The sequence below is a fragment of the Komagataeibacter diospyri genome (assembly GCF_043995075.1).
Taxonomy (GTDB): Bacteria; Pseudomonadota; Alphaproteobacteria; order Acetobacterales; family Acetobacteraceae; genus Komagataeibacter; species Komagataeibacter diospyri.
Genome location: NZ_CP171836.1, coordinates 1,414,114 through 1,429,243, shown reverse-complemented (window position 1 = coordinate 1,429,243; position 15,130 = coordinate 1,414,114). Strand labels below are relative to the sequence as shown.

The following is a 15,130-nucleotide window of genomic DNA, read 5'->3' as shown; positions in this document are numbered from 1 at the left end:
GGACGTGGTACCCTGATTACCTGATGGGGGTAAGGGGGCTGGTACCGGCCCGCACGGCACCAGCCTGCGTGGCGACCAGCTGTTCCGCCCGTTCCATGACTGCCCGGGCCTGAGCCGTTATCGCATTCAGGTTATACGAAGACAGGACCTGCTGCCGGGCAGCGGCCCCCATCCGGGCGCACAGCGCGGGGTTGTCGTACAGCCGCAGCAGCAGGCTGGCGAGGCGTTCCGGCGTCGGAGGATCAAGGAACAGACCGGTTTCCCCATCCCTCACAACGTCCGCCATGGCACCCACGGGCGTGACGATGGATGGCACGCCCGCCTGCATCGCTTCATGCAGGGCGATGCACAGCCCTTCGAACAGCGATGGCTGCACATAGCCATGCAGCCCGGCGCAATATGCGAACGGGTCGGCCTGAAAGCCCGACAGTGTTATATTATCCAGCCCAAGTGCCGTGATCTGCTCCTGTAACTGCGGGGCGAGGGAGCCTTCGCCACCGATATCCAGGTGGATGCGGCAGTGCGGCGCATGATCACGCAGACAGGCCATGGTCTGGATCAGCAGCCCGTAATTTTTCTGGGCTTCCAGTCGGCCCAGCGTACCCAGGCGGAACACCCCGCGTCCGTTACCCGGTCCGGCCCATGGCGCGGCCTGTGGCATGTGGGCCTGTGCGGTGAACAGAGGCCATGTAATCACATCGCGTTCCGGCACATTCAGCTGTCGTGCCGTGCATTTTGCGACAAAGCGGGAATCCGCCACCCACAGATCCGTCAGTCTGTGCGTGGCATGCAGGATGCGTCGATTCCATGGACGAAGATAGGCATTGTGCTGCCAGCTTACCACGGGCCTGCGCAGCACGATGCCCGCCATCTGCCCATACAGGGTCGCGCGTGTCAGGGATGTCCAGATCAGGTCGGGTGCGTGACGACGCACGGCGGCAAGCGTCGTGCGCAAAGAGGCAAATTTTTCGGGATGTGGGGAGAGGATGTCATGGACAATCCCGGCGTCTTTCAGCCAGGCAACCGCATTGCCAGCCTTTCGCGCCAGAGCGAGGACATGGACATCGTGGCCGCGTGCGCGCATTTGCGCCACGATATCGGGCAGCGGACGTTCGGCGCCCCCGCCATTCAGGCTGTTGATGATATAGACAATACGCATGCAAATGATTTTGACACGCAAAAATAAAAAATTAATACAGTTTATAATCGCTGACACATTTTATGTCTCATTTGAAACAAAAAAACGCATATTTGTTACAAACAGATACTTTATTTTCTGTGGCACATATTCTGGTCTTTTTTATGACATGAACTGGAGATTCCGTTTCCTATGCTTTCCCTTCGCAAGGTATCCATTGCGGGTTTGGTCTGACCGGTCGGAGCATGATACCGCGCCAGAGCGCATGCGCCGTCGTGGCGTGATCCAATGGGCTGCATATAAAAACGCCCCCCATCATACGACAGGGGGCGCAATCCGGCAGGGCTGGATCAGGGGGTATGGACCAGTTTGCGGTTCAGGAATTCCTCAATGCCGAATTCCGAAAGTTCACGACCATAGCCGGAGTTCTTGATCCCGCCAAAGGGCAGGTCGGGTGCCGAGCCGGTAATGTTGTTGATGAACACCATGCCCGTATCAATCCGTGCCGCGACGCGACGGCCACGTTCCACATCGCTGGTCTGGATGGATCCACCCAGTCCGTATGGCGAATCATTGGCCATGGCAATGGCTTCGTCATCGCTGCCGACAGAATAGATGATGGCGACGGGGCCAAAGATTTCCTCATAGAAAATGGGGTTGTCCTTGGTGACGCTGGTCAGGATCGCGGCCTTCATGAAAAAGCCTTCGCGGTCGATCTTCTTGCCACCCGCAACCAGTTCCGCCCCGTGGGACACGGCCTTTTCCACCTGGGACACGGCCCGTTCCATGGCGGCCTGGCTGCTCATCGGGCCGTGGGTGACGCCCTGTTCCAGCGGGTCGCCGTACTGGAATTCATTCACTGCCACCTTCAGGCGCGACGTGAATTCATCGACCAGTGACTTGTGCACGATCATCCGCTTGGCTGCAGTGCAGACCTGACCGTTATTGGACATGCGCCCACGAATGGCCATGGGCACGGCCTTGTCCAGATCGGCATCATCCAGCACGATGAAGGCGTCGGACCCACCCAGTTCCATGGTGCTTTTCTTCAGCGCACGCCCGGCCTGTGACGCCACGGCGCTGCCGGCGCGTTCGCTGCCGGTCAGGGCGACACCACGCACTTCGGGGCGTTCGATCAGCTTTTCCGACTGGTCATTGGTAATGAACAGGTTGGTATACGCACCTTCGGGCGCGCCCGCTTCACGGAACAGCTCTTCAAACGCCACGGCGCATTGTGGCACGCTCGGCGCGTGCTTGACCATGACGACGTTGCCCGCCATCAGGTTCGGGGCCGCGACGCGGGCGAGCTGGTAATAGGGGAAGTTCCACGGTTCCACGCAATAGATGATGCCCAGCGGTTCGCTGGTGACGGTTGCATGGCCCTGCGACACCGGCAGTTCGCGCGGTGCAAGGAAGGTTTCGGCCTTTTCCGCGTAATAGGTGAGGATATCGGCCGAAAGTGCGATTTCCCCGATGGCTTCGGGCAGGATCTTGCCCATTTCCATGGAAATCAGGCGGGCATGCTTTTCCTTGTCCCGGCGCAGGATTTCCGCAGCCTTGAGCATGATCGCCTTGCGCTGTGCGATGGAACGGTGCCGCCAGTCGCTTTCCCAGAACTGGTGGGCGGTGGACAGTTTCGCCAGCATTGTCTTGTCGTCATGAAGGTCAAAGACCTTTTCCGTCTTTCCGGTGGCCGGATTGATGGTGCGATAGGGACTGGTCATGTCGTCAGTGTCCTTTGTGGCTGCTTCGTGGGTCATGTTTTCCATAACGGACGAAGGTTTGCGTTGTCTGAACGCACAAACGGGTTGCTAGGCTATGGGATGATCCCGGCTGGCGCGACCCGTCGCGGGAACGCTCTCCCCATCGTGACTATATCCATTGGTATATTGTCAATGCGTGCCAGGAACAGGGCAGGGGCACACTCACTGCGTGGTTTCCGGGCATGGCCAAGGAGGAAAAGCAGTGTGACGGATATGATGCCTGCGTCATCATCACGCGGGTTTGAACAATACGGGACGCTGGCCGGCGGTGCGGGATGCGCTGCCGGTCCGTTCATGTCCCATCACGGCCTCCGGGTCGGTTGTGCGGGGCAATGTCTGGTGTACGATGTGCCCCGTTTTCAGATATTGCAGGAGGTAGGGACCATGCACATTGACCTGACGGGCCGCACGGCCATTGTAACGGGATCAACCGGCGGCATCGGGATGGCCATTGCAAAGGGACTGGTCACCAGCGGGGCGCGGGTGGTGGTGAACGGGCGAAAGGCACCTGCGGTGGACAGGGCGGTGCGGGACCTGTCCGGCCTTGGCGCGGGAAAGGCCGAAGGGTTCACGGGCGATCTGGGCACGGCAGCGGGGTGTGCGGCGCTGGTGGCCGCGTACCCATCATGCGATATCCTGATCAACAATCTGGGGATTTTTGAACCGAAGGATTTTTTTGATACGCCAGACGCGGACTGGAGCCGGTTTTTCGAGGTCAACGTCATGTCCGGCGTGCGGCTGTCGCGTGCCTATCTGCCGGGCATGAAGGAACGGAACTGGGGGCGGATTGTCTTTGTGTCCTCGGAATCCGCGCTGAACATCCCGGTCGAAATGATCCATTATGGTTTCAGCAAGACAGCGCAGCTTTCGGTGGCGCGTGGACTGGCGGAACGGATGGCGGGAACAGGGGTTACGGTGAATTCCGTGCTGCCGGGGCCGACGCTGTCCGAAGGGCTGGCGGATATGCTGAAACCCGAACAGGAAAAGACCGGCAGGCCGCTGGAGGAAGTTGCGGCTGAATTCGTCATGACGCATCGGCCCACATCCATCATCCGCCGTGCGGCAACGGTGGAGGAAGTGGCGAACATGGTGGTTTATCTGTCGTCCCCACAGGCTTCCGCCACTACCGGGGCGTCTGTGCGTGTCGATGGCGGGGTGCTCAGCACAATCTGAAGGTAGCGTCCCGATTGTGGCGACTGTCATGTTTCCGCCTGAGCGCCCGTTTTTCCACAACAGGGGAACGGACGACCAGGCGGGGCGGGATATTTAAATGACTGTCTGAAAAGCCAGTCTGCAAATCATAAAGGAAGTTTTTGGTGAGGCGTTCTTCAAAAAGCTTTGGAGAATGCCGCCTTTTTGAAAAAAGGCGACGCTCGCAAACTTCTGTTTTTTATTTATCAGTGCGCCAACGGAAGCCGGGCAACGTGCCAGGTTACTGGAATGGACTGGCAGTATAGGACGGGGACGTCGTATAGCCTGCGGCTGGTACCGGCATGCTCGGCGTTGGATAGCTGGAGGCACGACTGGTCGGTGCGACATAAGTCGGGCTGGACAATTGCTGTTCGGCGACAGAGGAATGTGCCGTAATGCTGCCTGTGCCTGTGCCTGTGCCTGTGCCTGTGCCTGTGCCTGTGCCTGTGCCTGTGCCTGTGCCTGTGCCTGTGCCCGGATTGACGCCGCTCTGGATATTGCTGCGGGCGGGCATGGTCGTCACCGCCGGGGCAGGACGGTCAGGCAGTATCCTGTCAGGATAGACCGCGCCGGTGCTGTCATAATCTGACGCGTTGTAGCGCCCCACGCAATTCTTGCCGCGTTCGGCCGTATGGACCGCGTCCAGTTCGCCCTTCAGTTGGCCGGGCTGGATATATCGGGTGTGCGCCATGCGCCCTGCATCTGCCGAGGCAAGGGCCTGTGTGTCCGTTTCATCCAGTTGGGCAAGCTGCGCGCAGTTCTGCCGCATGTAAGGTTCGGGGTTCACATATTGCGCATTGATTTCGGCAGGTCTGGTGGCACACCCCGTAACGGCCAGCACGCCCAGACACAGGATCGTTTTTTTCATGGTCTTCCTGTCATGTGATCAATGTCGTTTCACTGTCTTGAATAAAGATGTGAATTCATGGACAAGGTTTTACGTCTGGATTGTTTGTGTATTCATTAATGGAATGAATAATCAGGCTATGGTTTCGGCATGATGAAAAAGTAAATGGTCACATGAATGATCTGTCGTGACCATTATTAATGAAAGCTTTCCATATTCTGGTTGTAATGCGTTCGTAACCATGGATAGGCAACGCATCCCCGCCTGACGGGTTGCGGGCTGGATGCGAATGTAAGACATGACAAAAAACGGCATGCAGTGCAGATGGTATTTGCGGGAGACAAGAGCCTCCCGAAGTTTTTGGAGCCTGTTGGGAATTATCTTGAATTAATGATTGCGCCAACGAGATAGATCATGGCTTCGAATGATCTGTCTGTTTTTTCGCTGCGCATGGCGATGCGCTTGAACTCCTTGAGCTTGCAGAAGAAGTTCTCAATGAGATGGCGTGCTTTGAACAGGGCCCCATCGAACGGGCGTCTGTCGAGGCGGTTTTTGCGCTGGGGGATGGCCACGCAGGCCCCTTGCGCGCGTATGGCGTCCACGATCCAGTGGACATCGAAAGCCTTGTCAGCAAGAATTCCTTTAAAATCAGCTGGTTCGAGAAGAGGCGCAACGCCGACCGTATCGTAATGCTGGCCGGGGATAAGCGTGAAGCGGACCAGATTACCCAAGGCGTCGGTCATGGCGATGATCTTCGTTGACCACCCCGTTACACTCCGCCCTATCGCCTGGCTTCGGGTCCCCCTTTTGCGCCCTGGCCGTGGCGGTGAACCCGGACCACCGTGCCGTCAATCATCGCGTATTCCATGTCGGGATCATCGGAGACAGCCTCGAAAATCTTCTGGAAAACACCGGCTTTCGTCCAGTCGCTGTAGCGCGAATAAACCGAGTTCCAATGTCCGAAATACGTCGGCAGGTCCCGCCACGGACTACCGGTCCGGGCGATCCACAGGACCGCCTCGATGAAGAGGCGGTTATCCTTCCCGCTGCGTCCCTGATCCGTCTTCTTGCCAAGGCACAGCGGTTCCATTTTCGCCCATTGGGCATCCGTCAGTATGAAGCGATCCATATGGTCTTTGAAACACATCATGGCCCTTTAGAAAACTCAATTCCCAACAGCCCCTGGTAAAGATTTTTTTTTAAAGACTTCGAAGAACGCTGCCTTTTTTCGGGGCCGGTTGGAATTATGCTTTTTTCAATCCTCTGAATATAATTCAAAGACCATATGAATCGCGTCATTCTGACCGATGCCCAATGGGCGAAAATAGAGCCGCTGTGCCTTCGCGGCAGATCACTGCATAGGGGATAAGCAGATGGCAGTCGTGTGCCTGACCGGACGAAAGCGTGAATGACAGCGCTCTGTCATGGCCATCTGCAGCTATGCAGTCCCTGATGCCAGAGCCTTCATATGAGCGGTTGAAACTTTCATGCCCGGGACCCGACCAAGAAAAGGCGGACTGCACACCCTGCTCATTACAAACGGACATGCAGTCCGTTCAGTCATTCAGGGCAGTCGATTCCGGCCGTATTGGTTCGAATGCCAGCATTGTAAAGCGGCTGTCACGGCCTATATTCCACGGCTGCCTCGCATAATGTTCATATTCATATTTAAAAGCCGATGCCAGACCCCATCCTATCCGTTGCATGATCAGTATGTATTCCTCGGGGTCACGATTGAATACTGGTGGATTTCCAGAACGGCGCCATCTCCGGTCCATGATCTCTGCGATGATCAGACGTTCGCGGTCCTTTGTGGCTAGCTGGAGAATGTTTTCGATCTCATGATCGGAAACATGCAGAAGGACAGTATAAAACAGTGCTGTTGGACTTTCAGGATATTCGTAACCCTGATCATGAATACGAAACGTATGGTCGGGAAATAACGTCCTGGCCTGTAAAAGTGCGGTTGGATTGATGTCAACGCCAATATATTCGTCCGGCCTGAACAGAGACGCGATCCGACCGACGCCACATCCTATTTCCAGAACAGGAAAATGTCCGTCGACAGATTTTTTCAACGCAGCCTGAACATCAAATCCTTCGGGGAAATTCAGATTGTTTCCCTGATTCGTACCGCTGGTTTCCTCCATGATCCAGAAGAGTTCCTCCGGCTTGCGCCAGAGGCGATTCAACTGACGATCGACCATGCCCTGATCGGTAATCTTAAGGGCAGTGGAATGAGATGTCTTGCGTTCGGCGCGAAGCTGGCGCGAAGCCTGCCAGTGCTTGATGACATCGGCATCTGTTTCCGGCGCGCCTTCGATCTGCAAATAAGCACGTGGCAACCATGCCGTCTTCAGCGGGAGTTTGCTATTTATATCACACCAGGCACTGCATAGATGAACCTGATCCCATGTCATCGGGTCGGCCCGGCATCGCAGCACCCATTGTTCAAGCAGCGCCTTTGTATAAGGAGATTTCCCCAGATAGAGCGTGCCGGAACAGAATTCCCACCCATCATCGGCATGGGCATGATCCCATGTCCATTTATGAAGTGCGATATCAGCATTGATACATGCAAACAGGGAGGGCATGTTTTCAATGGTCGCATCGGCATCGACCCAGACGATCGGGTCGGGGGAGGTAGACCATTCTTCAAGCAGGAACTCTGCTTTCAAGGCGCAATTATGTTCCCATATGCCTTTGCTCCGAATCGGCTTCAAATAGCAATCGAGGCCAAAACGGGCTGCGCTTGTCCGCAGGCGCTCCGCGTATTCTTTGTATATGTTGTCTTCGGTATAATAACAGACGATTTTAAAAGGATGTTCCGGGGAATGACCATCTTTTCCATAAATGGTGACAGGCGGTCGCCCTGTTTCCATATTGCGCCCAAGAAAACCGACCTGTTTTAGTCCGTCAGGTCGAGGATTGAGAGGGGAGGTCAGGACAAAATCCGAAAATTGACCAAGAAATATTTCTTCATCCTGATCGAGTTCTATATTTGTTGCCTCGGACATATATACATTCCATATTCGGATTTCGTATTGAGTATGATATAAAAAACAAAAATCCTGTCAATTGTAATTACAATATATTCCTGTAATGGCTGATATGGAATGTGGTCAAATCCTGCTTTGAATTCACGAAGTTCGGGATCATTACAAGAATAACGGGTGGTTCGGGCTCAATGCCGGAATAGAATATTTCCCAGAACTTACAGGGGGCGGTAAGGCGCCCCTTTCTTCGACCGGTTGCCAGACAGCAGACCCGAAATGCCGACGCGTCAGGTGTTCCGGCCCCGGACGCAAACAGGGGTAATTATCGGAACGTGGTGAATGATTGCGTTATTCTGAGGGAGCAGGGGCGCGGAAAGAGACGCGGAGATCACGCGGCTGAAAGAAAGCGCCCTACCTGATGAAATGACGCCAGACATTGAGGCTGCATTGAGAATTATCTGTTTTCACGCCGCTCCATACGCGCATGCGTTCCGTGTTGCAGGTGTCAATTTCCCCCAAAGCCGAAGCCGGGCAGGCATATGTGATTTTCAAACTGTTACAGGCTATCTTGCGATCGGGGAGCTTTGAAAAGGTCTCCATAGCTTTTCTTGATGAGGCGCACGCAGCATCCGCCGCATCTGGACATCACTTTCCGCTTTCCAGACAGGACGCTTCATGCCGGTCCTTCCGTTCCAGAAGGTCCAGCAGTCCAGCCTGCAGGTTCCATCTGAGATACGGGGCAAGCTGATCCTGACCGGGATGGTTGTTGCGACATGATGCTTCGCGCATTTCCGAACGGGACGGGCGTCTGCGCATAGTCTTGCGGTAATCCAAGACGGGGACGCTGCAGGATGTGCCCGTGGTCTGTTACGTGATCAAATGTGCGTCCGATCGATCAGGAAATGGCAGTCCGGTCGGGCAATGTCGTCGGCCGCATTGGAACCCAGGTCCGCAGCTGCTGGTACCCAGACCGATCGGAAAGAAGTGGGTGCGGCGCAATTTCAGCCGTGCATGGGATCAGGTCATAGCCACAACGCCCCAGATCGCCTTGATCAGCGGCCATGGGATCGATTATTGCCAGCGGATTATCGACACATATCTGCCGCGCCGCACTGATGTCGCGGATATACAGTTGTGGGAGCAGTATCAGCGGCAGGAGACCAGCAAGATGGTCTCGATCGCTGCCGCACGGAGGCTCTGGAGCAGGGCGAAACCGCAATGAGCCATAGTGCACTGCAAACCGTGCAAACTTTTTAGCCGCCAAGTCATTGAAAAGTGGCGCGCCCTGCTGGATTCGAACCAGCGACCCACAGCTTAGAAGGCTGTTGCTCTATCCAACTGAGCTAAGGGCGCGAGCCTGTGGTTGTGCCAGATCGGGCCTAGTGCGTCCAGTTCTGGATCCGGTCATAACGGAAATTATCCGCATAGGCCTTGGGACGACGGATGCGCGGGGTGGGGATTTCGATATCGAAGGTGATCCCTTCGCGCGTGGCGTAAGCAACAGCGCTGTCCTGATCGGGAAACTGCAGGCGCAGTTGCGACGGGGTATCGGCACTGCCGGTCCAGCCCATCAGGGTATCGATATGACGGGGGCGGTTCTGCCCGTAATCCAGCACCCATGTATGGGTGCCTGCCTGCCCTGACTGGGTGGAGGGTTTTGACTGCCTGTAAATCCGGGCTCGCATTGCTATCCGTACTCCCTGGATATGGTCGGGGCGCCCGGACTCGAACCGGGGGCCTCGTGTACCCAAAACACGCGCGCTACCAGGCTGCGCCACGCCCCGCGACCACGAGCGGGAACCTATGTGGCAACTGCTGATCTGGCAAGCACATTCTTGCAAAAAAATACCGCGCCCATCGTCCCTGCGGCAAGCAGTGTGGACGGGCGCGGCGAACAACAAGGCGTGTAATGGGGCGGCGGAAGCCCCGGTCAGGCCTTTTCGACCGATTTGCTGGCCAGCGGCGGGATGAACAGCGGCGCGGTATCCCACGGGAACAGCACCCATGTATCCTGCGGGACCTCGACTACGAAAATATCCGTGATCGGGCGGCCTGCGGGCTTGGCGTACAGGCAGGCGAACACGGCCTTGGGCAGCATCTTGCGTACAAGCTGCGCCGTGACGCCAGAATCGACCAGATCGTCAATGATCAGGAAGCCCTCGCCATCGCCTGCGGCATCGGCGTTCTTGACGACGGAGGGTTCGCCCATCTTTTCTTCGTCATAGGTAACGACGGAAATGGTGTCGATCAGGCGACAGTCCAGTTCACGGGCGATGATCGCGGCAGGGATCATGCCGCCACGCGTGATGGCCACGATTCCCCTGAAGGGACCACGGGCCATCAGCGTGCTGGCCAGTTGGCGGGCATCGCGGTGCAGCTGGTCCCATGTTACGGTTGCGTAGTTTGTGGCCATCAGAAAAGTTTTCCTCCATCGGGGACGCGGCCGTCGGGTCGGATCAGGACGGCCTCTCCATTACTGTCGGGCATGCCCAGCGTCAGCACTTCACTACGCAGCGAACCGACCTGCCGGGGTGGTACGTTGATGACCGCGCAGATCTGACGGCCAACCAGCCGGGCAGGGACATAACGGTGATTGACCTGCACCACCGACGACCGGATCCCGATATGGGGACCGAAATCGATGGTCAGCCGGAAGGTGTGCTGCGGCGTTTCGCGCACGGGGTGCGCATCCACGACGGTACCGGCCCGGATATCAAGCCAGTCGCGGGTCGTCATGTCCCCTTCCGTGCCGGGCACGGCTGCATGCTTTACAGGGTCTGTCATGGAACAGCTTTTGCCTGCGTTGGGGGCGATTTGCAAACACGGGAACGTAATTTTTAAAGGCAAAGGCGTAGGATATTATGCATCGGTGCTGTTAGGATGACGGCATCATGCCTTCCATCCCCGTTTCATCGGCCCCGTCAGGGGGTGAACCGCCGCCGGCCGTCGTGCCCCTGCACCGCCATCCGGGGCTGCCCGCCTTCCTTGTCGCCCGCACGGCTTCGTCTTTTTCCGCCTGCGTGCAGGCTGTCGCGGTGGGCTGGCAGATCTATGCCCTGACCCACAGTACGACGGCGCTGGCGCTGGTGGGGCTGGCGCAGTTCCTGCCCATGGCGGGGCTTTTGCTGCCGGCCGGGCATGCGGCGGACCATTTTAACCGTCGCATGATCGTGGTGACGTGCCAGTGTATCGAGGCGCTGTCGGCCCTGCTTATGGCCATTGGCGCATTGGGCGGCTGGACTACGCCGTGGATGATCTACGCCATGGTCATGGTGTTTGGCGCCGCCCGCGCGTTCGAGATGCCATGCCAGCAGACCTTCCTGCCATCACTTGTACCCGTACATGTGTTTCCGCGTGCGGCGGCGGTTTCGTCCTCGCTGTTCCAGGCGGCGGCGGTAACGGGGCCATCGGTGGGGGGACTGCTGTACGGTGCGGGGGCGGGGGTATGCTACCTTGTCTGCGCCATCGGCTTTGCCTGTGCGTGTGTTGGGACGTTATGCATCCGGCTTGTCTATACACCTCGGCCACGGGTGCCGCTTTCGCTGGCCACGTTTGTGGAGGTCGCACATTTCATGCGCGCCCGGCCCGATATGCTGGGGGCGATCTCGCTGGACCTGTTTGCCGTGCTGCTGGGTGGGGCGACCGCCATGCTGCCGGTCTTTGCCAGTGATATCCTGCATGCGGGGCCGCTGGGGCTGGGGCTGTTGCGGGCCGCACCCGCCATGGGCGCGGTGGTGTGTTCCGTCATACTGGTGTGGCGGCCGCTCAACCGCCGGGCTGGCGCGCGCATGTTCATGGCTGTGGCAATATTTGGCGTGGCGACCTTGGTGTTCGCCCTGTCGCGTTCCATCGCGGTGTCCATCATCGCGCTGGCCGTGCTGGGGGCGGCGGACGTGGTCAGTGTGGTGGTGCGTGGCGCGCTGGTGCAGTTGCGCACGCCCGACAGCATGCGGGGACGGGTTTCGGCGGTGAACATGCTGTTCATCGGGTCATCCAACCAGCTGGGCGAATTCGAAAGCGGGATGGTGGCCAGCCTGATCGGGCCGGTTGGCTCGGTCGCGCTGGGCGGGATCGGCACGCTGGCCATTACGATCGCGTGGATACGGATGTTCCCCGGCCTGTGGCGGCTGGACCGGCTGGATGACATTACCCCGGAATAGGGGGCGCTATTCTCCCGTACGTGGGGCGAACAGCCGGAACAGCGGGCCGGTCAGCGCGGTTGAAATTACCGCCAGCACCATAAGGGAGGCAAAGGCGAAATCTGACAGCATGCCCTGTGCATGCAAAATGGTGGCGGCCACGATTTCCATCAGTCCCTTGCATTGCAGCAGGGCACCCACTCCCAGCGCCTGCCGCCGCGTCAGCCCGGGTGCGGGCGGGAAGACATAGACTGACCCCATCTTGGCCAGAACCGAAATCACCACCAGTAACAGTGATGCGGTGACCGAGGGCCACGTCAGCGCATCGCCATTGATGTGCAGCCCGCTATGGCCAAAGAACATAGGCGCCAGCCAGATCAGGGAAAACCGTCCGACATCTTCCACCGGCAGGCGCGCGACCCAGCGCGGCGGCATGAGCGCACCGGCAAAATACGCCCCGATCAGTTCATGCAGGCCAAGCTGCATGCTGGCCCATGATCCCGCCGCCAGATAGACCGGTACTGCCGCCCAGATGACGAATTGCGGCGGGTTGCGCATGTTGCGGGTCGCCCAGTTACTGGTGATGGCCAGCGCGACGAGCAGGCCGACTGCCACGCCCTCCAGCCCCGTCCAGCCATGCAGGGCCGCAGGGCCGCGGGCCGCGAATTGCAGGATGACCAGCCCGATCCATAATGCCGCGTCATCCACCACCGCCAGCTTGAGCGCAAGCTGCCCGATCGAGCGTTGCAGCGGGGGCAGTTCACGCACAATGCCAATCAGTACCGGCAGGGCGCTGACCGCGATGCACAGCCCGATGGCCAGTGACCCGATCAGCCGGCCGACATGCGGCGGATGCCACCCATGCAGGGGCAGAAAAAAATAATAGACCAGAAAGGAGCCGATAACGAACGGTCCGCCCAATGCCACCAGTGCCCCGCCCAGCAGGCGGCCCAGCGGTGGCGGCGGAATGGTGTGGGCGGATGCATTGGCATCAGGCGGCTGCCACATTTCCAGCCCGGCGGTAAAGGCCAGCACGAGCACGGCCAGCCAGCCGAGATTGTTGCCGTAAATGGACGGGATGCCGATGTCCTGCACAGGCACATGCATGACCGCCAGCATGATCCCGAGCAGGATCGGCAGGACAACAATGGGAATTGCCCTATGTACCAGTCGCCATACCGCCCATGGGAAAATAACAAACAGGGCGGCATCAAGAACAAGTGCCGTAATGTTCGACAACCTCAAACCTTTCTTATCTGGAATTGAAATAGGATATATACAAAAAATTCAAATGTGAACTTTTATTTTTGGTAAGGTTTGGGAATATATGCCGCATCGGGTCGGGTAGCCCTTTTTTGTGTTCTGATGTCCAACTATGCCTATAAAAAATCCAGAAGTTCTTGCGCAGCGGTCAGGCGTCCGCCGTGATGCGACACAAACGTACGGAAACGCTGGTATGAGCCAGGGGTTTGATGATGCGGCGGGGTGAATGCATCACCTTGTTGGCATCATGTTGCGGGTTGTGAGGGTTTCATTACGAAATGATAAGTATATATTATATTCACATGCCGAATGCAACATATTATTCAATAAAATGAATTAATTTCCAAATATAACAGATAAAAAAATCTCATAATTTTATATTTTATATACATATATAGAGAAAATTATTTGATATCTGTCATGGCTGGCCGCGCTTGCGTGCGTGACGGTTGCAGGTAGTGAAGGCGCCCCCACGGGCGGATTCTGATTGGAGAGGACCTGCTGCACCATGCCCAAAAATGTCGTAAATCCCGAGTTCCTGCCGATTCTGGAAAAAATGCCGTCCTTTGATGGCCTGTCCGGTCGTTCACTGCCGGAAGTGCGTGAGATCTTCATGACGTCGGTGCGGCTGATCGAAGGGCGCCCCCTGCCTGATGTCGAAACGCAGGAAGAATACGTGCCAGGCCCCGCCGGGGCGCCGGATGTGCGCGTGCTGATCTATCGCCCCCGTGTGCGGCGGCCCAATGCCCCGGCTATCGTCTATATTCACGGCGGCGGGCTGGTTTCGGGACATCCGGAAGTTGATGATCCGAAATGCCAGGTACTGGCCAGTAAAATGGGGTTTGTCATTGTCTCGGTCGATTATCGGCTGGCGCCAGAGGTAAAATACCCCGGCGCGATCGAGGACTGTTACGCTGTCCTGAAATGGGTGCACGACAATGCGGCCGGACTGGGTATCGACCGTGACAGGGTCGCCGTGGCTGGCGAAAGTGCAGGTGGCGGGCTAAGTGCGGCACTTGCGTTGATGGCGCGCGACCGTAAGGAATACAAGCTGGCGTACCAGTTGCTGATCTATCCCATGCTGGATGACCGCACGGCGACCAGGGTCGATCCTGCGCCTGATTTTGGCGAATATGTCTGGACCCGTTCGGCCAACAAATACGCATGGGAAGCCTATCTGGGGGCTGCGGCAGGGGGGGATGAAACGCCAGCCTATGCCGCAGCCGCGCGGGCAAAGGACCTGTCGGGCCTGCCGCCCACTTTCATCGGGGTGGGGTCGATGGACCTGTTCCTGTGCGAGGATCTGGACTATAGCCGCCGCCTGATGGCCGCAGGGGTCCCGACCGAGGTCGTGGTCGTGCCGGGGGCGTACCATGTCTTTGACATGTTCGTGCCCAACGCGGAACTGTCGCGCCGGTTCATGGATGCTTACTGCGCGGGACTGAAGCGTACGCTTGGCCTGTAATCCCTGAATTGACCTGATCTGGCCCGGTCCTGACGTGACGTCACGGCCGGGTTTCCAAATTCTGGCTGAACCAATGATATGGTGGATTTCCGGGTATTGTAACGGAAAACCCGGCAATCATGGCGCAGGCGGTATATGTTTTGAAATAATTCAAAATGTAAAATCACCCTACTCTATGCCCGGTGATTCTAGGAATTCCCATTTGGAATGATATAACGGTGCAGGTCTGGATGCGACAGTAATCCGGCCAGTAAACGGTATATCTTATGTAGCAGGGGAATTCGGGATAGCTTCCGTAAAGGGATATTTCGATATGGGATGTAGGGAA

The 15,130-nt window shown here is 57.4% G+C and carries 13 protein-coding genes and 2 tRNA genes; 3 read left to right on the top strand and 12 right to left on the bottom strand.

Translation table 11 applies throughout. The features are described from left to right. Positions 1-16: 16 nt before the first annotated feature. Both ACE2AA_RS06705 and ACE2AA_RS06700 read right to left on the bottom strand, forming a co-directional pair. Positions 17-1,159 carry a glycosyltransferase family 4 protein gene (locus ACE2AA_RS06705; RefSeq protein ID WP_395371815.1) on the bottom strand — a complete coding sequence of 381 codons (1,143 nt, stop codon included), beginning with the start codon at positions 1,157-1,159 and terminating at the stop codon, positions 17-19. A gap of 329 nt (positions 1,160-1,488) precedes the next feature. Further along, positions 1,489-2,898, bottom strand: coding sequence for an NAD-dependent succinate-semialdehyde dehydrogenase (locus ACE2AA_RS06700; RefSeq protein WP_395371814.1), 1,410 nt, complete (start codon positions 2,896-2,898; stop codon positions 1,489-1,491). 387 nt (positions 2,899-3,285) lie between these two features. Here ACE2AA_RS06700 and ACE2AA_RS06695 point away from each other — a divergent pair, with 387 nt between their 5' ends. Further along, the gene (locus tag ACE2AA_RS06695; protein ID WP_141260478.1) at positions 3,286-4,074 is read left to right on the top strand and encodes an SDR family NAD(P)-dependent oxidoreductase; all 789 of its coding nucleotides are present in this window, start codon (positions 3,286-3,288) and stop codon (positions 4,072-4,074) included. A 259-nt stretch (positions 4,075-4,333) separates the two neighbouring features. Here the strand turns inward: ACE2AA_RS06695 and ACE2AA_RS06690 are convergent, their stop codons facing one another. From ACE2AA_RS06690 to ACE2AA_RS06650, 9 genes are all read right to left on the bottom strand, one after another. Beyond that, positions 4,334-4,960 (bottom strand): hypothetical protein, encoded by a 627-nt coding sequence (locus ACE2AA_RS06690; RefSeq protein WP_395371812.1) that lies wholly within the window; start codon positions 4,958-4,960, stop codon positions 4,334-4,336. A 356-nt stretch (positions 4,961-5,316) separates the two neighbouring features. Further along, a protein-coding gene (locus ACE2AA_RS06685) for an IS5 family transposase (RefSeq protein WP_395372112.1) occupies positions 5,317-6,068 on the bottom strand; the annotation gives its coding sequence in 2 pieces (ribosomal slippage) (positions 5,317-5,738 and positions 5,738-6,068; 753 coding nt in all). A 427-nt stretch (positions 6,069-6,495) separates the two neighbouring features. Further along, positions 6,496-7,956, bottom strand: a complete 1,461-nt coding sequence (locus ACE2AA_RS06680; protein WP_395371810.1) for a class I SAM-dependent methyltransferase — start codon at positions 7,954-7,956, stop codon at positions 6,496-6,498. 624 nt (positions 7,957-8,580) lie between these two features. Next, complete coding sequence (locus ACE2AA_RS06675) at positions 8,581-8,751, bottom strand: hypothetical protein (protein ID WP_395371808.1); 171 nt, start codon at positions 8,749-8,751, stop codon at positions 8,581-8,583. Positions 8,752-9,211: 460 nt separating this feature from the next. Beyond that, positions 9,212-9,288: transfer RNA gene (locus ACE2AA_RS06670), tRNA-Arg, on the bottom strand. A gap of 26 nt (positions 9,289-9,314) precedes the next feature. Further along, positions 9,315-9,620, bottom strand: coding sequence for an ETC complex I subunit (locus tag ACE2AA_RS06665; protein WP_395371806.1), 306 nt, complete (start codon positions 9,618-9,620; stop codon positions 9,315-9,317). Positions 9,621-9,642: 22 nt separating this feature from the next. Continuing rightward, positions 9,643-9,719: transfer RNA gene (locus ACE2AA_RS06660), tRNA-Pro, on the bottom strand. Between the two features lie 146 nt (positions 9,720-9,865). Beyond that, positions 9,866-10,348 (bottom strand): xanthine phosphoribosyltransferase, encoded by a 483-nt coding sequence (gene gpt / locus ACE2AA_RS06655; RefSeq protein ID WP_141260412.1) that lies wholly within the window; start codon positions 10,346-10,348, stop codon positions 9,866-9,868. After that, complete coding sequence (locus tag ACE2AA_RS06650; protein WP_141300469.1) at positions 10,348-10,719, bottom strand: tRNA-binding protein; 372 nt, start codon at positions 10,717-10,719, stop codon at positions 10,348-10,350. Before ACE2AA_RS06650 ends, gpt begins: the two co-directional genes overlap by 1 nt. Positions 10,720-10,826: 107 nt before the next feature. Here ACE2AA_RS06650 and ACE2AA_RS06645 point away from each other — a divergent pair, with 107 nt between their 5' ends. Further along, positions 10,827-12,095: an MFS transporter gene (locus tag ACE2AA_RS06645; protein ID WP_141260410.1), complete on the top strand. Its 1,269-nt coding sequence runs from the start codon at positions 10,827-10,829 to the stop codon at positions 12,093-12,095. Between the two features lie 6 nt (positions 12,096-12,101). Here the strand turns inward: ACE2AA_RS06645 and ACE2AA_RS06640 are convergent, their stop codons facing one another. Further along, positions 12,102-13,313 (bottom strand): cation:proton antiporter, encoded by a 1,212-nt coding sequence (locus ACE2AA_RS06640; RefSeq protein ID WP_141260409.1) that lies wholly within the window; start codon positions 13,311-13,313, stop codon positions 12,102-12,104. Between the two features lie 532 nt (positions 13,314-13,845). Between ACE2AA_RS06640 and ACE2AA_RS06635 the strand changes: the two genes are divergently transcribed. Further along, a complete protein-coding gene (locus tag ACE2AA_RS06635; protein ID WP_141260408.1) occupies positions 13,846-14,802 on the top strand; it encodes an alpha/beta hydrolase in 957 nt (318 codons plus the stop codon). Positions 14,803-15,130: the final 328 nt, after the last annotated feature.